Below are 24,197 nucleotides of genomic sequence, written 5' to 3' on the forward strand. Positions count from 1 at the left end.
TCGAGACGCTCGCTTCGCTCGCTCCTCAACCCGCGAAGCCTCGAGACGCTCGCTTCGCTCACTCCTCAACCCGCGAAGTCCGCGCCGAGCGGGATGCGCACCGTGATCGTCGTGCCGGCACCCACCGGGCTCACGATGAGGAACCGGCCGCCGACGGCGTCGACGCGGTCGGCGATACCGAGCATGCCCGAGCCCGCGTCGACGGATGCCCCGCCCACGCCGTTGTCGCGCACGACGAGTTCGAGTTCGCCGCCGTCGATGCCGGCTCGCACCCATGCCCGCGTCCCCTCCGCGTGCTTCGCGATGTTCGCGAGCGCCTCTGAGACGACGAAGTACGCGGTCGACTCGACGACCTCGGGCAGGCGCCCCTCGGCTTGCACATCGAGCTCGACCGGCACCGGGCAGCGACCGGCGAGTTCCGGCACCGCGAGCGCCAGTCCGCCCGACGACAACAGCGACGGGTGGATGCCGTGCGCGAGTTCGCGCAGGTCTTTGAGGCCCTGGTTCAGCATGCCGATCGTGCCGTCGAGTTCGATCCCGAGCGGCTCGACACCGCGATCGCGCGCCTGGTTCGCCGCGAGGCGCAAGCGCATGCCGAGGGACACGAGCTGCTGCTGAGCCCCGTCGTGCAGGTCGCGTTCGATGCGACGCCTCGCCTCGTCGCCCGCCTCGACGATGCGACTGCGCGACTGGCGGACCTGCTCGAGGGTGCGTTCGATCTCCGAACGCAGCCGCCCGTTGTCGACCGAGAGTCGCAGCGCGCTCGAGACCCCGTCGAGGAGGCGCATGTTGTCGGTGAGCACCCGGTCATGGCGGATGACGGCGATCGGGATTCCAGTCGGCGACGCGACGGGCAACAGGCCGTGATCGCCACGTCGGTCGTCGGGGCCGTGTTCGAGCGGCTCGCCCGCGGCATCCGCATATCTGGCGCGCTCTTCGTCCCACCAGTAGACGCGTACCGAGGCGTCGCGCAGGGTGCGCGCGAGCGATTCGGCCCACAACCCGCGATCGGCGCCCTCGCGCGTGATGCGCATCAGGTCTGCGACCCGGGCGCGCATGTTCCGCGTGTGGGCGATGCCTGCGACGAAGCTGACGGGGATCGACGCGATCGCCACGAGCGAGACGGTGTCGAGCACGAGGTCGGCGGTGCCGGATGCCGCATAGGTGGCTGCCTGGGCCGCGAGGGTGATCACCCAAGCGAACAGGGCGACCGGCATGAGGAACGCCACCGTGCGGGCGGGAACGCTGCCGCGCACCCAACGGACGAGGAGCCGGCCGGCGATCACGAGTGCGAGCAGCACGCCGACGATGCGGTAGCCGATGTCGATCATCGCGAACAGCGCAGGCGCCTCCGCGATGCGGTACGGATTGGGAGCGCAATCGCACACCCCTGCAGACGGCTGGCCGAGCAGGAGCACTCCGAGGAGGTAGCCGACCGACGCGACGAGCGCGATTCCCGCGATCCAGCGATCGACCCGGTCGACGAGCCAGCCGCGCGGATACACGAGCACGAGGATGCCGGTGAGCACCGCCCACCAGAGGTGCAGGCCGTAGAGCAGCGGCCAGAGCCATCCGATGTCCTCGACGACGCGCAGGAACGACAGCGGTATCCACACCACGGCGAAGGTCACCATCAGCCGTGCCGGCACTCGCGAGGGGCCGATCGACCAGGCGATGCCTGCGCACGCCACGAACACGAGCGGAACGAGCGCGTGAAGGGTCGTCCATGACACTTCACGACGGTCCGCCGCTGGGGTGGCGATGTATCCCGAGATCTCCATCGCGAGGCTCACCGCCACGACCACGGCGATGATGATGCTGCGTCTGATGATCCGGCCCTTGCGGCCGGGGGCCATCACCTCGCGCCGAGGAGCGTCAGTACCGCGAGCACCCGTCGGTGGTGCTCGGGCGACTCCTCGAGATCGAGCTTCTGCAGGATGGAGCGGACATGCGTCTCGACGGTCTTCAGCCCGAGGAAGAGCGACTGCGCGATGCCACCGTTCGAATACCCCTGCGCCATGAGTTCGAGCACGGATCGCTCGCGTTCGGTGAGGCGCGAGAGGGGGTCGTCGGCGCGGGTGCGCTGCACGAGCTGTTCGACGACCTCGGGGTCGACGACCGACCCGCCCGAAGCGACCGTCTCGACCGCACGCACGAGCGTCTGAGGCTCGGAGACGCGTTCCTTCAGCAGGTAGCCGGTGCCGCTGCCCGCGCCCATGACGCGCAGGGCGTACTCGGGCGTCGCGTACATCGAGAGCAGCAGGACGCCGATGGTCGAACCCTGTGCGCGCATCTCTTCGAGGGCGAGGATGCCCTCGTCGCGGTGGCTCGGGGGCATGCGGATGTCGAGGACGGCCGCGTCGAGCTCGCCGCGAGCAGCGACCTCGAGGAGTTCGGCACCCGTGCCGACGGAGGCGACGACCTCGATGCCGCCGTCAACGAGCACCTTGGCGATGCCCTCGCGCAGAAGGAGCGCGTCATCGGCGATCGCCACGCGCAGGGGACGTGCGGCCGTCTCCATCGCTCCTCCATTCCGGGGCAGGCGTGACCGTCATCGGGTGGACCCGCCTCCCGTGAGGGTACCGCGGTTGCACTCGGCCCGCGCGGCCCATTTCAGGGGGCACCCCGGTGCGGGCGCACCGGATCACTGCCAGGCTGGAGAGTTCGTGCCCGTCGAGCGCACGCCGATCCCGCTCAGTGCCTGCACCCCGGGCCGCCCCGTGGTCGCCCTGATCCCGCACCCCCGGCCGCGCGGCAGACTTCGGGTCATGTCCTGGTCCGAGCGTTTGCATGGGCTGCTCGATGAGCGCGCACCGGCGTCCGTCGTGCCGCCGGGCACCGGTTCGGCAGCCGAGCGCGTGCCGCACCGCGAACTCGTGCGCCGCGACCTGGCCGAATACGCCGAGCACATCCGGCTGGGCGAGCTCGTGCGCCGTCATGGCACCCCACTCCTCGTGCTCGACACCGACCGGGTCACCATGCGGCTCCTCGACCTGCGCCGGCAGCTGCCGAACGTCCGCATCCACGTCGCGGCGGGAGCACTGCCCCACCCGGCGGCTGCATGCGCCGTCGACGCGTTCGGCGCGAGCATCGACGTCGCGTCCCGAGCGCAGATCGCCCTCCTCGAGCATCACGCCATCTCGGTGGATCGCAGCGTTCACACCCACCCTGTGAAGACCGTCGCCGATCTCACCAGTGCATACCTCCGAGGCATCCGCACCTTCGTCGTCGACAACGCGGCCGAGGTCGCGAAGTTCGCCGGCCTGCCGACGGATGTCTCGGTGCTCGTGCGCCTCTCAGCAACTGCGCCGACCGGCTCGAGCACGCCGGCGGTGAAATTCGGTGTCACCATGGCCGGGGCACCGGACCTCGTCGAGATCTGTCGGCACGCCGGACTGCACAGCGCAGGGTTCAGCGTGGACCTCGCGGTCGGGGCGACGCCGGCGACGTGGAGACGCGCGATCCACGACGCGCTCCACCTCGAGCATCGGCTGCGGAAGCAGGGCGGGCGCCGGAGCTTGCTGCACCTGGCCGGTGAGCTCCCCCTCGACCACGGCGAGCGTGCTGGGGTGCGCGCCGACGTCATTCGCGCCATCCGCAGCGCGCTGGCGGGCGCTCCCGGAGACCTCCGTGTGTCGTTCGACCCCGGCCGCTCCGTCACCGCGCCGGCGATGACACTCGTGACCCGCGTGATCGGCACTGCCGATCGCCCCGACGGGCGCTGGCACCACCTCGACGGGTCGTTGCCAGTTGCGCAGCCCGGCGAGGCCGGTGGCAATATCGCGGAGCGGGTGTTCGCGGCGGCAGAACTCGGCGCTGAGCCGGTGACGGATGGTGCCACGGAGCGGCCGACCCGGCGGCTGTTGATGCGCGGACGCCGACACGTCACCCTCGCCGGTCCCAGCCTCGACCCCGGAGACGGAGTCGTGCGCGGCTGCCTGCTCCCGCCGCTCGGCGACGGCGACCTGCTCGTGAGCCCGATGGCCGGAGCGGGGTTCCCGAACCATCCGGCGGCGCCGGTCGTCGTCATTCCCGGCTGAGGCCCGGGACGCGGATGCCCCGCGCCGATCGTTCGGCGCGGGGCATCCGCTCGCGGCAGGCGTGTTCGACCTAGACGAGCGAGTCCCGCCAGGCCGCGTGGAGCGCCGCGAACCTTCCGGAACCGCCGATGAGCTCGGCCGGAGTGCCGTCTTCGACGAGGCGACCGTGTTCCATCACGAGCACCCGATCTGCGATCGAGACCGTCGACAGGCGGTGCGCGATGATGATGGCGGTGCGGTCGGCGAGGAGCTTGGTCAGCCCGTCTTGCACGAGCCGCTCGCTCGGGATGTCGAGCGAGGACGTCGCTTCGTCGAGGATCAGTACCGCAGGGTTCGCGAGGAACGCCCGCGCGAACGAGATCAACTGGCGCTGTCCGGCGCTCACTCGCCCGCCACGCTTGTTCACATCGGTGTCGTAACCGCCGGGCAGAGCCTCGATGAAATCGTGCGCGCCGACCGCCATTGCCGCCCGTACGATCTCATCGGACGTCGCATCGGGCTTGCCGAGCGCGATGTTGTCGGCGACCGAGCCCGAGAAGAGGTAGGCCTCCTGCGTGACCATGACGATCGCTCGCCGGAGGTCTTTCGGGTGCAGGTCGGCGAGCGCGATGCCGTCGAGCGAGAGGACCCCGTCACTCGGGTCGTAGAAGCGAGCGATGAGCTTGGCGAGCGTCGACTTGCCGGCACCCGTCGAGCCGACGAGCGCGATCGTCTGTCCGGCCGGAATGTCGAGGTCGAACCGGGGCAGGATGACCCGGTCCTTCGTGTAGGCGAACTCGACGCCGTCGAAGCGCACGTGGCCCTCGGCGTTCCACAGGTCGACCGGCTTCACCGGGTCGGGCACGCTCGGCTCCTCTTCGAGCACGCCCGAGATCTTCTCGAGCGCCGAGGAGGCCGACTGGTACCCGTTGTAGAACATCGCGAGGTCTTCCATGGGGTCGAAGAAGCGCTTCGTGTAGAGCACTGCGGCGAGCAGTACACCGACCTCGAGGCCCCCGTCGACCACACGGAAGCCGCCGAGCACGAGCGTGACCGCGACCGCGGTGTTGCCGATGAACGCAAGTCCCGGGTTGAACACCGCGAACAGGCCGAGCACCTTCGCGTTGACGTCGCGGTAGTCCTCGGTGAGTCCGGCGAACTCGGCCTCGTTGCGGCGTTCCTTGCGGAACGCCTGCACGGCGCGCATGCCCGTCATCGTCTCGACGAACTGCACGATGAGCTTCGCGGATGCCACGCGTGAACGCCGGAACAGCGATTGGGAGCGCACCTGGAACCACCGTGTCAGAATGCCGAGGGGCACGAGCGCGACGACCAGCACGAGCCCGGAGGGCAGGTCCATCAGGAGCAGTGCGATGGCGGTGAACACCATGTACATGAGCCCGCGCACGAGGAGTGTGAGCCCCTCGTCCATCAGCTCGCGGATGGCGTCGAGGTCGCTCGTCTGGCGTGAGATGATGCGCCCCGACGTGTACGACTCGTGGAACTCCAGCGAGAGCTTCTGCGTGTGCAGGAACACCCTCGTGCGCAGGTCGATGAGCACGGCCTGGCTGATGCGGGCCGACATCCGGATGTACACCGAGATGAGGAACGCACCCGCGAGGCCCGTCAGGAGGTACGCGAGACCGGCGAATGCGGCGGGGTACCAGTTCTGTTCGATCAGCGCGGGAATGCCCTGGTCGATGCCGAACGCGATGAGCGCCGGGCCGGCGACCTGCGCGGCCGACGACACGACGATCGCCAGCGCCGTGACCCACAGCTTGGCCTTCAGCGGTGAGAGCAGCGAACCGAGGAGCCGCCGCGAGCGGGCGCGGATCTGCGCGGATTCCGCCTTCGTGTAGTCCTGGCGTTCTTCGCCCTGCACTCCGGTGACGCTCATGATGCCGCCTCCTCTCGGATCGTGGTGTCGACATCGACGGCATCGATGCCGGTGTTCCTGCGCTCGTCGTCTTCGAGGCTCGAGATGACGAATCGGTAGTGTTCGCTCTCCTGCAGGAGCTCGGAGTGGGTGCCCACCGCGGTGATCCGCCCGTGCTCGAGCAGCGCGACCCGGTCGGCGAGCATGACCGTCGACGGGCGGTGCGCCACGATGAGCGCCGTGGTCGAGGCGAGCACGGAGCGCAACTCAGCCTCGACCCTTCCCTCGGTCGCGACGTCGAGCGCCGAGAGCGGGTCGTCGAGTACGAGAACGGCGGGCTTGGCCGCGACCGCGCGAGCGAGCGCGAGTCGCTGGCGCTGTCCGCCGGAGAGGCTCATGCCCTCTTCGCCGACCTTGGTGTCGACGCCCTCTGGCAGGTCGTAGACGAACCCGGCCTGCGCGATCCGCAGGGCCTCGTCGAGCACCCGCTCGGCCTCCGCCCGTGTCTCGGGGTCGTCGGCGGCGAGTTCGGGTCGGCCGAGCAGCACGTTGTCGCGCACAGAGGCGCTGAAGAGCGTCGCATCTTCGAAGGCCATGGCGATGAGCGTCCGCAGCTCTTCACGGCTGAACGCGCGCACGTCGACGCCGTCGAGCGTCACCGAACCCGCAGTGACGTCGTACAGGCGCGTGGTGAGTGCGGTCATCGTGGTCTTGCCGCAACCGGTGAGGCCGACGAGCGCCATGGACTCCCCTGGCTCCAGCACGAGGTCGACGCCGTCGAGGAGGTCGTCGAATCGCTCGGGCGAATCCTGATAGCGGAAGTGCACGCCGGTGAAAGCGAGTTGGCCGCGCGGACGTTCGAGGGTGCGCGGTTCGGCCGGGTCGAGGATCGTGTTCTCGCTGTCGAGGATGTCGAAGTACCGGTCGGTCGCGGTGCGCGCGTCGAGGGCGAACGCGAGCATGAAGCCGATCGACTCGATCGGCCACGCGAGCACGGTTGCCGTCGCGAAGAAGGCGACGAGCTCGCCGACGCTCAGCTGTCCCTGCGCGGCCAGCCACACACCCGCCACGAGGCAGATCGAGAGGGCGACCGCCGGAATGACCATGATCCACACCCAGATGGTCGCGTCGAGGCGCGCCTTCTCGATCTCGGTGCTGCGCAGCGACTCGGCCTGCGCGCGGAACGTGGACAGGGCGTGCTTGCCGCGCCCGAACGCCTTCAGCACCCGGATGCCGTGCACCGACTCCTCGACGGCGGTCGCGAGGTCGCCCGCCTGGTCTTGGCTGAGCCGCGACATCTCGGAGTAGCGGCCCTCGAAGCGCCAGCCCGCCCACCAGAGCGGCAACGAGCAGACGAGGAAGATGAGCCCGAGCAACCAGTTCATCGACATCAGGATGCCGACGCCCACGACGATGATCACGACGTTCGCACCGGTCAGCACGAGCCCGAACGAGAGCCACCGGCGGATGAGGCCGAGGTCGCTCACCGCGCGGGAGAGCAACTGGCCGCTCGGCCAGCGATCATGGAAGCTCACGGGCAGATCTTGGAGCTTCGCGTAGAGCGCGTTGCGCATGCGCGCCTCGACCCGGGTGCCGGGGCCCACGACGAGCCAGCGGCGGATCGCATAGAGGATCGCCTCGACAGCGCCGAGGACGAACACGAGCACCGCGAGCGGGATGACCGCGTCGGCCTCACGATTGGCGAGCGGCCCGTCGACGATCTGCTGAAGCACCTGCGGGATCGCCAGGGCGATGAGGTGCGCCCCGATCGCAGCGGCCATGCTGCCGGCGAATGCGGGCATGGCCGGCCCGGCGTACTCGCGCAACCGCCAGAGCGCGCGCAGGGTACCGAGCCGCTCAGGCCCTGCGGTCGAGTCGGGTGCGCCGTGCGCAGGCGCTTGGGGGGATTCGGACACAGCCGGTTCCAATCAGAAGGGGCGCCGAACGCTCCGGCGCGAGCCCGAACGGCGAAGGTTTGGTGAAGAGAGAGTGGCGCGGATCGCGAAGGCGCGTGAATCCGCGGGGCAGGCGAGGCTTGCGCGGCAGGAACGGGCGGTCTACCCGGCAAGCCCGACGACGAGATACGCCGGGCGGGCAGAGCCGTGGACCGCAATCGTGCGGGCGTCGGTTTCTGTCTGCATGGTGTCCTCCTGCAAGTCGTCTGCGAATCTCGAGGCCGGTCGGATCACTCACCGCGGCCAGCCCTTCAGACTATGGCGTTTCCGGGGTGGCACGCAAGACCGCACTCACCGCTAGGCTGTGCGGATTCGTCGCCTACGCGGGCGACAGCGATCGTCTCCCCCCAGACGAACCGCCCGGCCCCGCCCCTACGCCCCTGCGCGTGCGACCCGATCAACGAGGAGAACGCGTGGGTGCGGCACGGATGGCGTTCGCCCGAGCAAACGCTCGCGCTGGCGTGCTCGCATCGATCGCCGCCGTCGTCCTCCTGCTGTCCGCCCTCGGCACCGGAGTCGTCGACTCACTCGCGGGTTCGTCGGCGAGCAGCCTTCGCAGCGGTCTCGAAGCCGTCCAGGGCGCAGCGGGAGCGGCGCGCTGGCAGATCCGTGTGGCGAACGACACGGCGGCCCAAGCGGATGCCGCGGCATCCGTGCTCGATCGCACGCTCACGCCCCACGGCGCGTCGTGGAGTCGCACCGTCGAGACCGCACCTGTGGATGCCACGAGCGGCGAGACGGCCTTCGGCGCCGTCCTCCTCGCGGATGCGGGCGCCGCTGCACGTTCCGAACTCGTCGACGGCGCCTGGCCCGACGAACCCGAGGCGCTCGCCGCGGCCTCGGCCGACGGCGCCGAACCTGCGACGCTCCATGCCCATGCTGCGGAGGCGCTGGGCCTCGCGCCGGGCGACCTCGTCGAGTTCGCCGGTACATCGACTCCGCGCCTCCTCATCGTGGGCACGTGGCTGCCGATCGATCCCAACGATCCGGCGTGGTTCGGCGAGGCCGTCGTCGCGTCCGGCGGCACGCCCGAAGGCGCCGGCCCCTTCCTCGTCGCCGAGGAGGCGACGCTCGACGTGCCCGCCGCGGTCGTCGTACGCTGGACCGCCGTCGTCGACGGGGCCGTCGCCACGCCCGAGTCAGCGCAGGCCCTCCGCGCCGAGCTGCCCGACGTCGAGCCCGCACTCCGCGCGGAGCCCGCCATCGGCACCGACGGCTTGAGTTCGCTCGGCGGCCTCGGTGCCACCCTGACGAGGCTCCTCGCCAGTCTCGGAGCCGTGCGCGCGATCGCACCACTGCCCCTGCTCCTCCTCGCCTTCGCGGGCTTCGCCGCCCTCACCCGGCTCGCAACGCTCCTCGGCGCCGCTCGACGCGGCGAGACCGTGCTGCTCCGTGCTCGAGGAGCCTCCGCCGGCCGGCTCGCACGCGACACCGCGTTCGAGGTCCTCGCGCTCGGCGTACCGGCTGCACTCGTGGGTGCGGCCGTCGCCGAGGCGTTCCTCACGATCACCCGGCGCGGGGAGGCCCGTGACTGGACCACCGCGGCGCTCGTGGCATCCGTCGCGCTCATCGGTGCCGTGCTCATCGTCGCCGGAGGCGCCTGGCTCGATGCCCGACGGCCGGTCGTACGCGGGTCGGGCGATGAGGTGGGCCGGATGTCCCGTGGTCTCGTCACCGGCGGCGTGGTGCTGCTCGTCGCGGTCGCGGCCATCTCCCTCTGGCAGTTCCGCCTGTACGGCTCACCGCTCGTGGCGACCGCGTCGGGCACGATCGACGTCGACCCGATCGCCGTGCTCGCACCGGTGCTCGTGCTCGTTGCGCTCTCACTCGTCGCGCTCGGGCTCTCCCGACCGATCGACGCCGTACTCGAGCGGCTCGCCGCCGCCCGGCCGGCCCTCGTCCCGTCGCTGCCGATGCGCCAGCTCGCGCGACGCGCTGCGCTCTACGCCTCTGCATCGCTCGTCACGATGCTCGCCATCGCGGGGCTCACCCTGACGGCCGCCTTCTCGGGTGCATGGCACGACATCGACCGCACCGCTTCGGCGCTCGCCACCGGCGGCGAGGTGCGTGTCTCGATCGCGGGCCGCGACGTGGTGCAGGGCCCTGACGCGCTCGCGCTCGACGACGCGGTCGCCGGCGTCGAGGGCGTCACCGCCGAGGCACCGGTCTTCCGCGGCGAGGTGCGGGTCGGTTCCGAACCGTCGACCTTCGTGGCGGTGCCCAGCGCGGAGGTCGACGCGGTCGCCCCCGGCACCGGTACGGGGCACGCGACCGCGGCACTCGCCGACTCCGCAGCCGCAGCCGGTGCTGCGTTGCCGCCCGAAGCCACGACGGTCGACTTCACCGTCGAAGTCGATGCGCTGGACGGCATGAGCGGGACCGTCGCGGTGACGGCGTGGCTCCTCACGGAATCGGGCGCGGCGACACCGGTCACCCCGGCGGTCGTCGACATCGCCGCTGGCGGCGGCGCCGTGACCCTCGAGCTCCCGGAAGCCGAAGGCCTCCGATTCATCGGCCTCGGCGCTTCGCTCTCGGGTGCTTCGAGCGCCGACGTGCTCGTCTCGTTCGGCGCGATCTCATTCGACGGCACGAACGTCGCCGCACCCGAGTTCGAGACGGAACGCGAGCTGCGCCTCTCATCGAAGGCGTCGAGCGGGCGGGTGTCGCTCGTGTCGGGCGGGAGCGACCCGCTGCCCGTCGTACTCGGCTCCGAAATGGCCGAGCGGATCGCTGCCGACGTGGGCGACGAGTTCGCGTTGAGAGTACTCACCGGTGGCGTCGAGGTCGACGCGGTCGTGGCCGGAATCCTGCCGGTGGTGCCGACCGCGGGCAGCGACGCCGTACTCGCCGACCTCGGCGCGTTCGAACGGTACGCCTTCGATACGGGCGCAGGCGTTCCTGCGTTCGGGGAACGGTGGGTCGCGGCATCCGACCCCGACCAGGTCGCCGACGACCTGAGTCGCGACCACGGCTCGGCCGTCATCGCCGATGCACGGTCGGCCGCCTCCTCCGCGCCGTTCATCGCTCCCGCGATCGCAGCCCTCTGGACCGGGACAGCCGGCGCCCTGCTCTTCGCCCTGATCGCGGTCGTGGCGCTCGTCGCCGCACTCTCGGGCAGCCGATTCGGCGAGATCGTCGTGCTCCGCGTGCTCGGCGTGCCGGCGCGAACGCAGTCGCGCGCCCGATTCGCCGAGTTGGCCGTGACGCTCGGCACCGCCATCGTGATCGGCGTGCTCGTCGGGATCGTCACGGCATTGCTCACTGCACGCGAGCTCGCCCGGGTCGCCGTGGCGGGAGTTCCGGCGGTGATCCCAGTCGAGTTCGTCCTGGATCCGGTGCCGTTGATCGGGGGGGTCGCAGCGTTCGTCGTGCTCGCTGCGGCGATCGCGGCCGGGGCCGCGGCATCCGTTCGGCGAGTCGCATCACGCCCCGGGCTCAGGCAGGAGGAAGGATGACCGGCCTGCATCACTCACGACTCACCACCACAGGTCTGCTGCGGCGCCAGTTCTTCGCAGCACCGAGCGCATCGATCATGCTCGCGCTGCTCGTGTTCGCCGGAGCGCTGCTCGCCACGGGGGTGCCACGCGCGATCTCGTCCATGCACACGGCTGCGCTCGAAGCAGAGCTCGAACAGTTTCCGGCTCGCGAGCTCGACCTCGTCGCCGCCAGCCGCAACCTGCCCGAGCTCGGGGCATCTGCGGGCGACTCGACGCTGCCGCCCGAAGTCGACGCGGTCTGGGGCGCACAAGAGCAGCGCATGCTCGACATCCGCGCCAATATGCCCGAGCTGCTGCACAGCGTCACGGGAGAACCGCTCACCTCGCTCGTCGCCGGGCCCACCGCCGCAGCCGTGGAAGGTGCCGCACCCGGCTCGACCCTGTACACGCTGTTCACGGGGATCGACCCGAGACTCCGTGAGCACGTCACGCTCACCGGCGGCGAGTGGCCTGCACCCATGACCGGCACGGCACCGAGCAGCACGCCCCTCGACATCGTGCTCGCCGATGCAGTCGCCGCAGAGATGGAATGGGCGTTGGGCGAGGTCCGCTCGATCACGGTCGGCTCCTCCCCTCAGCCGGTGCGCCTGGTCGGCACGTTCGCGGCGGTCGATCCCGACGACGGTTTCTGGACGCACGTGCCGGTGGCGCTCGAACCGTCGGTCGCGTACACCCCCGGCGGCTTCATCAACGTCACCGGGCTCGGCTTCGCCGATCCGGTGTCATGGACGGCGCTGCAGAACTCGCAACTGCCGACCGCGATGGACGCGTGGTTCCCGACGCTGCCCGAGCGCATCCGCGCCGCCGACTCGGCCGAGCTCACGACGCAACTCGGCGAATTCACGAGTCAGTCGTTCGTGCTCGGCGGCGGCTCATGGGAGTTCTGGTTCGCGACGGTCGGCGACGTCGCCTTCACGAGCGGCCTGGCCGACGCCCTCGGTAACGCGGCCGTCGCGGCGAGCGCGACCGACGCGGTGCTCGCCACGATCGCGTCCGGACCGATCGGCGTGATGGTCGCGGTGCTCGTGCTCGGTGCCCGAGTGGTGTTCGAGCGTCGGCGCACCGGACTCGAACTGGCAGCCGCCCGAGGCGCATCGCCCGGCCAGCTCCGTGGCATCCTCGCGCTCGAAGGCCTGGCCATCGGCGTACCGGCCGCCGTCGTCGGCGGTGTCATCGGCACGCTGCTCGTCGCAGCCGACGCCGGACTCGGCGGGTGGGCGATCGCGGCGCTCTTCGCCCTCACGCCCGCTGCCCTCCTCGTCGCAGCTGAGCCCGCACTCAGCCCGCTGCGGCGAGCCAGGTCGGATCTCGGTCGCCCGAGCAGTGGCCGCTTCCGGTGGATCGCCGAGGTGCTCGTCACGGTGCTCGCGGTCACCGCGGTCGTGCTGCTGTTCCGCCGCGGTCTCTCCACCTCCGCCGCGACGACCGGCGTCGACCCGCTGCTGGCCGCGGTCCCGCTGCTCCTCTCGCTGCTCGCCTGTCTCGTCGTGCTTCGGCTCTATCCGCTCCCGCTCTCGGCTCTGGTGCGCCGCACGGCGCGCCGAGCCGATCTCGTGCCGTTCCTCGGTTCGGCGCGAGCGCTGCGCGACCCCTCGGCGGGCCTGGTCCCGGTACTGGCCGTCGTCGTCGGCGTCTCGGTCGCGGTGTTCTCCTCGGTGCTGCTCGGCACGGTGCAGGCCGGCGTCGATCGCGCCGCCGACGCGCAGGTCGGCGCCGACGCCTCGGTGGGCGGCACGCCGTTCACGCTCGTCCAGCTCGACGAGTTCGCAGCAGTACCGGGTGTCGATGCGATCGCGCCGGTGTTCTCGACGAGCCCGACCAAGGTCAGCGCCGACGGGCGCTCCCGCACATCGACGCTCATCGTGATCGACTCCGAGCAGATGCGTCGCGTGCAGGCCGATCGCGCCGGGTCGACCCCCCTGCCCGCCGGACTCGAGTCACCGGATGCCGACGCGGTGCCCGTCGTGCTCTCGAAGACCGTCGCCGACATCGTCGAGGGCGCAGACGCCGCCGAACTCGACGGCCACGAGTTCGAAGCGCTCGCGGTCGTCGACGGGAGAACCGCGTACTCACCTCGCTCGAACTGGGTGCTCATGGATCGTGTGAACGCGAAACCGTTCACCGATACGCTCGTGCCGCGCACGGTGCTCGTTCGTTTCGAGCCGGGTGCCGACGCCGACGAGATCACCGCGGCACTCGCGGAGATCGCCGGCCATTCGGCGACGGTCACGACTCCCGACGAGCTTCTCGAGGAACTTCGCGCGAAGCCCACGACGCAGGCCCTCGTGCTCTCGCTCATCCTCGCCATCGTGCTCGCGAGCCTGCTCACGGCACTCGCGATAGTGCTGACGCTCGTCGTCGGCCGTCCGGCCCGCGACCGGCTGTTGCCGCTCCTGTCGACTCTGGGCCTCGGCCGTCGCGGCGAGCGCGCACTCGTCGCCTGGGAGATCGGACCGGTCGCGATCATCGCCCTCGTCGCCGGGGCGCTCCTCGGAGCGGCGCTGCCGTTCGTGGTGCTCTCGGCGATCGACCTGCGTGCGTTCACGAACGGCGACGTGCAGCCCGCCGTGACGTTCGACCCCTGGCTCATCACCGCGGTGCTCGCGGGCAGCGTGCTCGTGACCGTTGTCGCGGCCGCCGCGGCATCCCGCATCGACGGCAGCGTGAACGCCGCTCGCGCGATGCGCAAGGAAGAGGAAGGATGACCCCGTGACCCCGACCGACATCCAGACGCAGCAGGCGCAGCCAGGCCAGCAGGGACAGCAGGCGACGCAGCGGCCGCACGCCTCACCGGGAGCGCAACCGCACATCCTGTGTACCGACCTGGTGCGCATCTTCAGCGCCGACGGCGTCGAGGTGCAAGCGCTGCAGGGACTGAACCTCCGCGTCGATCCCGGCGAGATGGTCGCCGTCGTCGGCGCATCCGGCTCCGGAAAATCGACGCTGCTGACGATCCTCTCCGGCCTCGACACCGCCACAGCGGGTGTCGCCCACGTGGCCGGACACGACCTGCTCACTATGGGCGGGCGCGAACGCGTGGCGTACCAGCGGCACACGGTCGGCTTCGTCTGGCAGCAGACCTCCCGCAACCTGTTGCCCTATCTCACCGCCGGCGAGAACATCGCCCTCGCGATGAACGTCGCCGGCACCCTCCGTGGTGCGGCGAGGGCGAGCCGTGTCGACGAGCTTCTCGAGCTGCTCAACGTCGGCGATGCGCGCGATCGGCGTCCGGGCGAACTCTCGGGCGGTCAGCAGCAGCGCGTCGCGATCGCGGTCGCGCTGGCGAACTCACCGCACGTGCTGCTCGCCGACGAGCCGACCGGTGAACTCGACGAGGCGACCTCCGCCGCCGTCCTCGAGGCGATGCGCGGCGTCAATGAAGAGCTCGGGGTCACCACGCTCATCGTCACCCACGACCCGACCGTCTCAGACCACGTGCGGCGCACCGTGCAGATCCGCGACGGGCGCACCTCGACAGAAGTGCTGCGTTCGACACGGCTCGACGAGTACGGCGAGGAGGAGCACATCGCCGAGGAGTTCGCCGTGCTCGATCGAGTCGGCCGCCTGCAGTTGCCGCACGACTTCATGCAGAGCCTCGAGCTGAGGGACCGCGTGCGCCTCGCACTCGAAGCCGACCACGTCGGCGTGTGGCCGGGCGACGAGGGGCGAGCGGATGCCGCGGCACGGCCCTCCCCCGAAACGATCGATGCCGCGCCCACGAGTGCCACGGATACCGACCGCACCGGCGACGGCGGCTCGCCGACTGCCGGTGGCACCCCGGCTGCCGGTGGCTTGCCGGCTGCCGGTGGCTCCCCAGTGGACCACGGTGCATCCGGCCCGGCCGAGCCGGCGGACTCGGCGCCGTCGAGTCGGCGCGAACGTCGTGCAGCAGAACGGGCGGCCGATGCCACTTCGACACGCTCGAGGAACGCCGTCACCGACGAACCGGAGGAACCACGATGACCACGCTTCGTGCCGAATCGATCAGCCGCGTCTTCGAGTCGAAAGCTGGCGCGGTGCACGCCGTCGCCGAGGTCTCGCTCGAGGTGAAGCCGGGCGAACTGCTCGTGGTCACCGGGCCGTCGGGCGCGGGCAAGACGACACTACTGAACCTGCTCGGGGGCCTTGACCGGCCGACGGCCGGTCAGGTCTTCCTCGGCGACGACGAACTCTCAGCGCTCGGCGAAGACGCGCTCGCGACGGTGCGCCGTGACCGACTGGGGTACATCTTCCAGTCGTTCGGCCTGATCCCGGTGCTGTCAGCGGCCGAGAACGTCGAGGTGCCGCTTCGCCTGCAGCGCATGGCGCCCGCCGAACGCGACGCGCGCGTCGCCGAGTCGCTCGAACTCGTCGGCCTCGCGGGTCACGCTGCGCAACGTCCATACGAACTCTCGGGCGGCCAGCAGCAGCGGGTGGGTATCGCGAGAGCGCTCGCCGCGCGGCCGCAACTGCTGCTCGCCGATGAGCCGACCGGCCAACTCGACAGCGGCACCGCGGCGACCGTCATGGATCTCATCGGCGAGCTCGTGCATGCGCGCGGAGTCGCCGCCGTCGTGACCACCCATGACCCGGCACTCGTCGGGCGCGCCGACCACGTGCTCGAACTCCACGACGGCCGGGCGGTCTCGCTCAGCGCACCCGCACCGACAAGCATGTGACGCAGCCCTCGAGCTTCTCGAACTCGCCGATGTCGACGGTCACGACCCGGTAGCCGAGACTTGCGATCATCGCGGCCGTCTGCGGTGCCGACGACGACATGAGCAGCGACTCGCGCGACAGCTCGACGACAGCGACGCCCTCGGGTTCGAACACCGGCAGGAAGCGCGGGAAGAGACTCGCCACGTCGAGCAGAGCCGGCTCGCCGATGATCGTGCCGTCGGGCAGCGCCGTCGCGGCGCTCTTGAGGTGCAACGCCTTCGTGATGGGCACCGCGACGACCGTGTAGCGGTGCGGAGTGAGCAAGGTGCGCAACTGCCTGATGCCCTCGGCGTTCGTGCGCTCAGATGCGCCGACGTAGACCGTCGAGCCGACCTTCAGCACGTCGCCGCCGTCGAGCGTGCCCGGCAGCTCGATGCGGGTCACCGTCACGCCCGGCACGGCGCGCACCGCACGTTCGACCGCTTCGACCTCTGGGCGCCGCGACTCGGCGCCGGGGCTCGCGAGCACCGCGAGGTCGCCGAACATCACCACCATGTCCTCGACGAACACCGAGTCGGCGAGCTCGGGCGCCGCGTCGACCTCGATCGTCTCCCAGCCCTCGGCCACGAGCGCGGCGCAGTAGTTGTCCCACTGCCGGTCGGCGAGCGCCTGGTCGATCGGCTGCCGGTCGCGGTGGGTGAGCACGGCCTCGTCGAGGTTCGACGCCGGGATGCGCACGAGCGCGATTCGTCGGTCGGCGACGGCGGGCGCGTAGCCGAGGATGCCGCGGAAGACACGCGGTGCGAGCACCATCTCGCCCACGATGATCGCGATGATGAAGATGAGGTTGAGGCTCACGAGCGACCCGACCACGAAGAGGAATACCGCGCCCGAGAACGGGTTGCCTGCGGCGCTGGCCGTCACGGTCGTCGCGATCAGTGCGGCGAGGCATCCTGATGCGAATCCGGTGATGAGCGTGAGGAACCACGCCCGCGTCGCCCCCACCGCGTTCGCGACGGAGAGCAGCACCCACGCGACGAACGCGGCGAGCGCGAAGTGACCGACGACCTGGCTGAGCACCTGCGGCGACTGGCCGCTGCCGATGAAGAACGCCAGGAGCGCGACGAGCATCGCCGAGCAGGCGACTGCCGCCGAGGAGGCGAACACCGCCGCCACCCGCCGCCCCGGGGTGATCGCCGGAGTGAATCGGGCCGGGGCGGTCGGGGGCATGGCGGGGGACGTCATGGCATGAGCCTACTGGCCGCACGGACACCCGGCGCGCGCCTCCAGCCGGCCCCCCATGAGCCGCACCGATGCGCCGCACGGACACCCGGCGCGCGCCTCCAGCCGGCCCCCCACGAGCCGCACCGATGCGCCGCACAGACACCCGGCGCGCGCCTCCAACCGGCCCCCCACGAGCCGCACCGATGCGCCGCACACACACCCGGCGCGCGCCTCCAGCCGGCCCTCCACGAGCCGCACCGCGGTCGCCTCAGCGGCCCGCGTCGAGCCTCGTGCGTGCGAGCTGTTCCGCGGCCTCGAGCGTCGTCGTCCCGCTGTCGTGAGCACTGCGCAGCACGGATGCCACGGTGTCGCCGATGCCGGCGATGCGCGCGTCGAGCGCCGCTTGATCGGCGCCCGGCCCACTCGCGACGTCGAGGTAGATGACCCCGCCTGCGTTCACCACGAAGTCGGGCGCCCAGACGATGCCACGCTGCTGCAGGAGCGCCGCAACATCGCGCGAGGCGAGCTGGTTGTTCGCGGCGCCGACGACGGCGCTCACCTGCAGACCGCGCACCACCTCGGGCGTCAGCACACCGCCGAGCCCGCACGGCACGAAGACGTCGGCTTCGACGAGGTGGGCCTCGGCCGGCTCGACCCACTTCGCGCCGAGCTCATCTGCGAGGGCGCGCTTGCCCTGCGCGACATCCGTCACGGTCAGGCGAGCGCCGGCGGCGGCGAGGCTGCGTGCCAAGCGACCTCCGACCTGCCCGAGGCCCGCGACCACGAAGTGGCGCCCGGCCGGATCTTTCGAACCGAACACCTCGCCGAGTGTCGCGAGGATGGAGGCGTGCACACCCGCGGCTGTGGCATCCGCCGGCTCGCCGACGCCGCCCTGCTCGGGCGGGAGCCCGCAGACGTGCTCGGTGCGCTCGTGCACGACGGCCATGAGCTCGGCGCTCGTGCCGACGTCTTCAGCGGTCATGTACGCGCCGCCGAGGGACTCGATGGCGTCGCCGAGGTCGAGCATCGCATCGTGGGTCTGGGCCACGTCGAGCGTCGTTCCGGCGGGGATCGCGATCACGGACTTGCCGCCGCCACGGGCGAGACCGGCCGCGGCGTTCTTCAGGGTCATGGCCTGCGAGAGGCGGAGTGCGTCGGCGAGAGCGTCGGTCCATTGGCCGTACCGCCAGAGGCGAGCGCCGCCGAGTGCCTGGCCGAGCCGTGTGGAATGCACGGCCACGATGATTGTGAGGCCGGAGCGGGAGCCGCGGGTGATGAGCACCCGTTCGTGCTCGGGGGCCTCCGTCGGCAGTGCTGCATTGACCTCGGCTGCGGGGGTCGCCGCGGCGTGGGTGATCGTCATCGACCGTTCTCCTTGATTCATCCGCTTCGTGGGCGGAACCTGGCCGCGCGCCTCATGAGCGCGGGTTCGTTTCAAGGGTACCGCCACGCTCATGCGCTCGCTCGCATGCCGCGGCATCCAGCACACACCTCGCACACGGCCCCGCACCGCCACGCCTCCGTCTGGCCACCTCGTCGCGCCACCTCACCCATGCCCCGCACGCGGCGCGCCGTGGTTTGTAGGACATCTGGCGCTGTGTAGGACGTCCCATGCGGCAGGTGTCCTACAGAAGCGCCAACGTCCTACAAAACGTGGCGGGGTGGCAGAAGGAGAGAGAGAGAGAGAGAGAGAGAGAGAGAGAGAGAGAGAGAGAGGCGTGAGCGATCAGTGGAAGAAGTGGCGCTCGCCAGTGAAGTACATCGTGACGCCCGCCGCGCGGGCCGCGGCGACGACCTCGTCGTCGCGGATCGAACCGCCGGGCTGCACGACCGCGCGCACCCCAGCGTCGAGGAGGATCTGCAGGCCGTCGGCGAAGGGGAAGAAGGCGTCGGATGCCGCGACCGAACCCGCGGCCCGCTCCCCCGCACGCTCGACCGCGAGCTTGCACGAGTCGACCCGGTTGACCTGGCCCATGCCCACGCCGACCGAGGCCCCACCCGAAGCGAGCAGGATCGCGTTCGACTTCACGGCGCGACACGCCTTCCACGCGAACTCGAGGTCGGCGAGTGTCGCAGCATCGGCGGGCTCGCCCGCGGCGAGCGTCCACTCCGAAGCCGGCGCGAAGTGCCGGTCGGCCTGCTGCAGCAGCAGCCCGCCCGAGACCTGGCGCAGCTCGACGGCCGTCGGCGTGAACCCCTCAGGCAGCGTCAGCAGCCGGATGTTCTTCTTCTTCGTGAGGAGTTCGAGCGCCTCGGCCTCGAACGCCGGCGCGATGAGCACCTCGGTGAAGATGCCCGACACCGTCTCGGCCATTTCGAGAGTGACGATGCGGTTTGCAGCGATCACGCCGCCGTACGCAGAGACCGGGTCGCATTCGTGCGCTCGACGGTGGGCGTCGGCGATCGGGTCAGCGCTCCCTGAATCTGTCGAAGGGGCCCCGGCAGACGACACGGCGATGCCGCACGGATTCGCGTGCTTGATGATGGCGACGGCCGGCTCTGCGAAATCGAACGCGCTGCGCACGGCCGAATCGGCGTCGACGTAGTTGTTGTACGACATCTCTTTACCGTGCAGCTGCACGGCTTGAGCGATGCCGGGTCGACCTCCCGACGAGGCATAGAGCGCGGCCTTCTGGTGCGAGTTCTCGCCGTAGCGGAGGTCGGAGTCCTTGGTCCAGGTGCCGCCGACCCACGCGGGGAACGGCGACTCGTCGGCCGGCTGGTCGGGGGCGACGACGCTGCCGAGCCACGAGGCGACCGCGACATCGTACGACGCCGTGTGCCGGAACGCCTCGCGGGCCAGCGCGGTGCGCTGCGCGAGGGTCGTGCCACCCGCGGCGACCGCGGCGGCGATCTCGTCGTAGCGATCGGGCGAGACGACCACTGCCAAGTTCGCGTGGTTCTTGGCCGAAGCGCGCACCATGGCGGGGCCGCCGATATCGATCTGCTCGATCACGGCGTCGGGAGCGGCGCCCGCTGCGACGGTCTCGGCGAAGGGGTAGAGGTTCACGACGACGAGTTCGTAGGGCTCGATGCCGAGGCCCGCGAGCTCGGCCTCGTGGCTTTCGAGCCGCAGATCGGCGAGCAGGCCCGAGTGCACGGCCGGGTGCAGCGTGCGCACGCGACCGTCGAGGTGCTCGGGATAGCCAGTGACTTCGGCCACCTGCGTGACCGGCAGTCCGGCGTCGGCGATGGCCTTGCCTGTGCCTCCTGTCGAGACGATCTCGACGCCCGCACCCACGAGCACGGTCGCGAGTTCGACGAGGCCGCGCTTGTCACTGACTGCGATCAGTGCCCGGCGCACCGGTACCAGGTCGCGTTCGCGGTAGAGGCTCGGGTCGTGCGTGGGGCCGCTCATGATCGTGCGAGTTCCTTCAGGTCGAGGTGCGAGTTGGCGATGTCGAGCACGGTCTGAATGAGCAGGCGCCGCTCGACGGGCTTGATGCGGTCGTGGAGGCTCGACTCGGTGTCGCCCGGCAGCACCGGCACGCGCTCCTGCGCGATGATCGGGCCGCCGTCGACGGAGTTGTCGACGACGATGAGGCTCGCACCGGTCTGCGTGACGCCCGCTGCGAGCGCGTCTCGCACCCCGTGCGCACCCGGGAACTCGGGCAGGTATGCGGGGTGCGTGTTGATGAGATTCGGCGAGAACGCGTCGACCACGGCCGGCGGCACGAGCCGCATGAGGCCCGAGAGCACGACCACGTCGGGCTCCCAGCGCCGCACCTCTTCGATGAGAGCCTCGCCCCAGCTGTCGCGATCGGGATACGCCGTGAACGGCACCGAGAACGTCGGTACGCCGTACTCCTCGCCGAGCACGAGGCCTTCGGCATCGCGGTCGGCGCCGATGGCGACGACCCTGGCCGGGAACTCCGCGTCGGCGGAGGCGTCGAGTAGGGCACGAAGGTTCGAACCGGTGCCCGAGATCAGGACGACGAGCTTCAGCACGCTTCGAGCCTACCGGCCGCCAGAGGTTCGAAACTGCGCCATCGCGACGCCCGAGATCAGGACGAAGAGCTTCAGCGCTTCGAGCCTACCGGCCGCCAGAGGTTCGAAACTGCGCCACCGCGACGCCGCTCAGCCCAGGCCGCCGTCGACGGAGCGGATGACCTTCTGCTCGTCTTCGGGCACGAGCACCTCCGTCTCGCGGTTCAACGCCTCACCGCGGAAGAACGGTCGCGAGTCGGCGAAGAACGACCAGACGACCATGAGCACGGCGCCGAGCGCGAGCGATCCCACTCCGACGACGAACACCCCGCCCACGCCGAAGAGCACCGTGTACCCGTAGTCGGGGTCGAGCATGTCGATCGCCGAGAACACGAACGCGAAGATCAGCAGCACCGCCCCGACGAGCGGGAACACGAGTCGATTCCAGAAGTTGCGCCACGAGCTGAAGAGCGTCTTGCGGAAGTACCAGACGCACGCAAGCCCCGTGATCGAGTAGTAGAACGCGATCGCGAGGCCGAGTGAGAGGATCGTGTCCTGCAGAATATTGTCGCTGACGAGGGTCATGCCGATGTAGAACACGATGGCCACGAAGCCCATGAGCAGCGTCGAGAACGACGGTGTGTGGTAACGCGGATGCACCGTGGCGAACCGCTTCGGCAGCGCCTTGTAGACCGCCATCGCGAGCGTGCCGCGCGCCGTCGGAAGGATGGTGGTCTGCGTCGACGACACCGCGGAGATCATCACGGCGACGACGAGAAGCCAGGCCCACGGCCCGAACACCGCGTCCTTCAGCGCGAAGAACACGTCGTCGGCGTTGCCCTCGTTCGCGAGCCCGAGGCCCGTGTCGCCGAGGCCCGCATACGACATCGCCGCGACGGCGACGCCGACGTAGGTCACGAGCAGGATGAGCGTCGTGAGCACCGCGGCGCGCCCAGGGATGCGCTTCGGGTCGCGGGTCTCCTCGTTCAGCGCGAGGCAGGTGTCCCAACCCCAGTAGATGAACAGTGCGAGCAGCACCGCCTCGACGAGGCCGTCGAACGACTCGAACGCGAACGGGTTGAACCAGTCGGCGCTCGGCGCGGTCGACCCTTCGGGCGCGGTGCCCGTCATCACGGCGCCCGCCGCGAACACGACGAAGAGTACGAGGGCGATGTACTGCACCGCGAGCAGTACGTTCTGGATCCGCTCACCGATCTCGAGCCCGCGCCAGCTGATCCACGTCATGAGCGCGATGAACACGACGCCGGTCGCCGTGACGAGGGGCACGTTCTCGGCGAGGTCGGGCGAGACCAGCAGCCAGAAGTAGATGCCGCCGATCTGCGCGAGGTTCGCGAGCACGACGGTGCCGGCGACCGCGACGCCCCATCCGCCGAGCCAGCCGACCCAGGGGCCGAACGCCTTCGTCGCCCAGGTGAAGGTCGTACCGCAGTCGGGCACTGCCCGGTTCAGCTCGCGGTAGGCGAAGGCGATGAGCAGCATCGGCACGAAAGCGATGATGAAGGCGATGGGCGCCTGCGCACCCACCGCGAGCACGACGAACCCGAGCGTGGCGGCCAACGAGTACACGGGCGCAGTCGAGGCGAGACCGATGACGGTCGAACCCCACAGGCCCAGTGTTCCTGCGGCGAGGCCCTTGCCTTCAGTTGCGGGTGGCGCAGTCTCGTTGGGAGCCGACATCGATCCTCCTCGATCAAGCGGTCACGCGCAGAGTAGCACTCGCGCGACCACCCCGGCAGGCCCGGATATCAGCGCAGACCGCTCCCGACATCCGCACCGGTCACGGCGAAGACGCCCTCGTCGTCGTGAGGGCCACGCCGACGCGCCGCATACCCGCCGACGATGGCCCCGACGCCGACGGTCGCCGCTGCGATCACCGCGACCTCCCATGGGTTCGGGCCGACGTCGGCCAGTCGACCCGGGCCGGCAGCGCCGCCAGACCACCAGGCCAGCAGGCCGAGCACGATTCCGGAGACGAGCGCCGCACCGACAGCGACCATGAGCGGCGTCCACCAGCCGCCGCGAGCGGAAGGGCGCACGGATGCCTCGCCGCCGAGTACGAGCCAGGCGCCGATGAAGCCCAGCAGCACCGGCACGATGAGCCAGAGCGCACCGAACGGCGCTGCTTCGGTCGGCAACGCACCGAGCAACGGGATACCGGGCACGGGCCCGAGCAGAGTGCCGGCCGGAGAGACCGAGGTACCGGCGCCGAGCGCGAAGCCCGGCCCGAGTAGCCACGCCGCCGCCCACACGACGACGTTCGGCACGAGAGCGAGTTCGGCGACGGTCAGCGCGATGCCGCCGTCGATGCCGGTGCCGAGCGACTGGTAGAGCCCAGCGATCGTCGCGTAGTCGGCGGCGATGAGCCCCGCGACGAGCACCCCCGCGACGGTGAGCACGCCGAACGCGGCGCCCGCGCCGATTCGTACTGCGGCGCGCACGTTGCGAACGAGCACCGCGGGCAGTGCCGAGATGCCACGACGCACGACGCTGCTCGCGGCATCCGTCATCGGGTCGTCGCGCAGCGATTCGAAGACCGCACCCATCACGACACCGACCGCCATCGTGAAGGCCGGCAGCAGTGCCGCCTGCCACAGCGAGGAGCGTGCGCCATCGACGCCGGCCGTCGCCGCGAGCACGAATCCGGCGAGCGCGTACACGCCGATCGCTGCCAGGCCACCCGTGAACGAATGTCCCTCGGCGGCCGAACGGCGGCCGATGCGGCGGCCGAACGCGACGGAGATGAGCGCGAACCCGAGCAGTGCGATCGTGATCGGGAACGGGTCCCCCGCGCCCGGCAGTCCGGTGCGGGCCGCCGTCACCGCGTCGATCTGCAGCTCGAGGTCGACCCCGTGCCCGAGCAGCCACACGTCGGCTGCCGCGCGGAAGAAGATCGTCGCGTCGACGGCGAGACCGAAGTGCACGGCCCAGAGCAGCATGAGCGGCACGAGCGCGATGCCGAGGCCGATGAGGGCGGCGACGGATGCCTCGAGGCCGGCGAGCAGGGCGATCGTCGTGCGTCTCATTCCGACGCCGAGCTTAT

Annotated in this window: 14 protein-coding genes and 1 pseudogene; 5 read left to right on the plus strand and 10 right to left on the minus strand. The window is 70.6% G+C overall.

Annotation, left to right across the window (positions count from 1 at the left end):
- Positions 1–65 precede the first annotated feature (65 nt).
- Complete coding sequence (locus tag AC1C2T_RS18255; protein WP_495386232.1) at positions 66–1,856, minus strand: sensor histidine kinase; 1,791 nt, start codon at positions 1,854–1,856, stop codon at positions 66–68.
- Positions 1,856–2,521, minus strand: a complete 666-nt coding sequence (locus AC1C2T_RS18260; RefSeq protein ID WP_495362900.1) for a LuxR C-terminal-related transcriptional regulator — start codon at positions 2,519–2,521, stop codon at positions 1,856–1,858. Before AC1C2T_RS18260 ends, AC1C2T_RS18255 begins: the two co-directional genes overlap by 1 nt.
- A gap of 247 nt (positions 2,522–2,768) precedes the next feature.
- Between AC1C2T_RS18260 and AC1C2T_RS18265 the strand changes: the two genes are divergently transcribed.
- Entirely contained in the window at positions 2,769–4,040 is a 1,272-nt protein-coding gene (locus AC1C2T_RS18265; protein ID WP_495386233.1) for a type III PLP-dependent enzyme domain-containing protein, read from the plus strand.
- 70 nt (positions 4,041–4,110) lie between these two features.
- Here AC1C2T_RS18265 and AC1C2T_RS18270 read toward each other — a convergent pair whose 3' ends face one another.
- A complete protein-coding gene (locus tag AC1C2T_RS18270) occupies positions 4,111–5,916 on the minus strand; it encodes an ABC transporter ATP-binding protein (RefSeq protein ID WP_495386234.1) in 1,806 nt (601 codons plus the stop codon).
- On the minus strand, positions 5,913–7,811 hold the full coding sequence (locus tag AC1C2T_RS18275) for an ABC transporter ATP-binding protein (RefSeq protein ID WP_495386235.1): 1,899 nt from the start codon (positions 7,809–7,811) through the stop codon (positions 5,913–5,915). Before AC1C2T_RS18275 ends, AC1C2T_RS18270 begins: the two co-directional genes overlap by 4 nt.
- A gap of 452 nt (positions 7,812–8,263) precedes the next feature.
- On the opposite strand from AC1C2T_RS18275, the gene AC1C2T_RS18280 reads away from it, so the two are divergent.
- The 4 genes and pseudogenes from AC1C2T_RS18280 to AC1C2T_RS18295 all read left to right on the plus strand — a co-directional run bounded on the left by AC1C2T_RS18280 (position 8,264) and on the right by AC1C2T_RS18295 (position 16,005).
- On the plus strand, positions 8,264–11,305 hold the full coding sequence (locus tag AC1C2T_RS18280; RefSeq protein ID WP_495386236.1) for a hypothetical protein: 3,042 nt from the start codon (positions 8,264–8,266) through the stop codon (positions 11,303–11,305).
- Positions 11,302–14,052, plus strand: a complete 2,751-nt coding sequence (locus AC1C2T_RS18285; protein WP_495386237.1) for an FtsX-like permease family protein — start codon at positions 11,302–11,304, stop codon at positions 14,050–14,052. Before AC1C2T_RS18280 ends, AC1C2T_RS18285 begins: the two co-directional genes overlap by 4 nt.
- Positions 14,053–14,173: 121 nt before the next feature.
- A pseudogene (locus AC1C2T_RS18290) lies at positions 14,174–15,001 on the plus strand (ABC transporter ATP-binding protein); the annotation flags it as partial.
- 305 nt (positions 15,002–15,306) lie between these two features.
- Positions 15,307–16,005 carry an ABC transporter ATP-binding protein gene (locus AC1C2T_RS18295; protein WP_495362906.1) on the plus strand — a complete coding sequence of 233 codons (699 nt, stop codon included), beginning with the start codon at positions 15,307–15,309 and terminating at the stop codon, positions 16,003–16,005.
- Here AC1C2T_RS18295 and ddaH read toward each other — a convergent pair.
- The 6 genes from ddaH to AC1C2T_RS18325 all read right to left on the minus strand — a co-directional run bounded on the left by ddaH (position 15,977) and on the right by AC1C2T_RS18325 (position 24,180).
- Entirely contained in the window at positions 15,977–17,230 is a 1,254-nt protein-coding gene (gene ddaH / locus AC1C2T_RS18300; RefSeq protein ID WP_495362907.1) for a dimethylargininase, read from the minus strand. The two genes, AC1C2T_RS18295 and ddaH, sit on opposite strands and share 29 nt — an antisense overlap.
- A gap of 247 nt (positions 17,231–17,477) precedes the next feature.
- The gene (locus AC1C2T_RS18305) at positions 17,478–18,572 is read right to left on the minus strand and encodes a Glu/Leu/Phe/Val dehydrogenase family protein (protein WP_495362908.1); all 1,095 of its coding nucleotides are present in this window, start codon (positions 18,570–18,572) and stop codon (positions 17,478–17,480) included.
- Positions 18,573–18,935: 363 nt separating this feature from the next.
- Entirely contained in the window at positions 18,936–20,567 is a 1,632-nt protein-coding gene (gene purH / locus AC1C2T_RS18310) for a bifunctional phosphoribosylaminoimidazolecarboxamide formyltransferase/IMP cyclohydrolase (protein ID WP_495386238.1), read from the minus strand.
- Positions 20,564–21,157 carry a phosphoribosylglycinamide formyltransferase gene (purN, locus tag AC1C2T_RS18315; protein ID WP_495362910.1) on the minus strand — a complete coding sequence of 198 codons (594 nt, stop codon included), beginning with the start codon at positions 21,155–21,157 and terminating at the stop codon, positions 20,564–20,566. Before purN ends, purH begins: the two co-directional genes overlap by 4 nt.
- A gap of 129 nt (positions 21,158–21,286) precedes the next feature.
- A complete protein-coding gene (locus AC1C2T_RS18320) occupies positions 21,287–22,834 on the minus strand; it encodes an APC family permease (RefSeq protein WP_495386239.1) in 1,548 nt (515 codons plus the stop codon).
- Positions 22,835–22,902: 68 nt separating this feature from the next.
- The gene (locus AC1C2T_RS18325; RefSeq protein WP_495362912.1) at positions 22,903–24,180 is read right to left on the minus strand and encodes a cell division protein PerM; all 1,278 of its coding nucleotides are present in this window, start codon (positions 24,178–24,180) and stop codon (positions 22,903–22,905) included.
- Positions 24,181–24,197 lie beyond the last annotated feature (17 nt).

This window comes from Agromyces sp. Y558 (assembly GCF_059445415.1).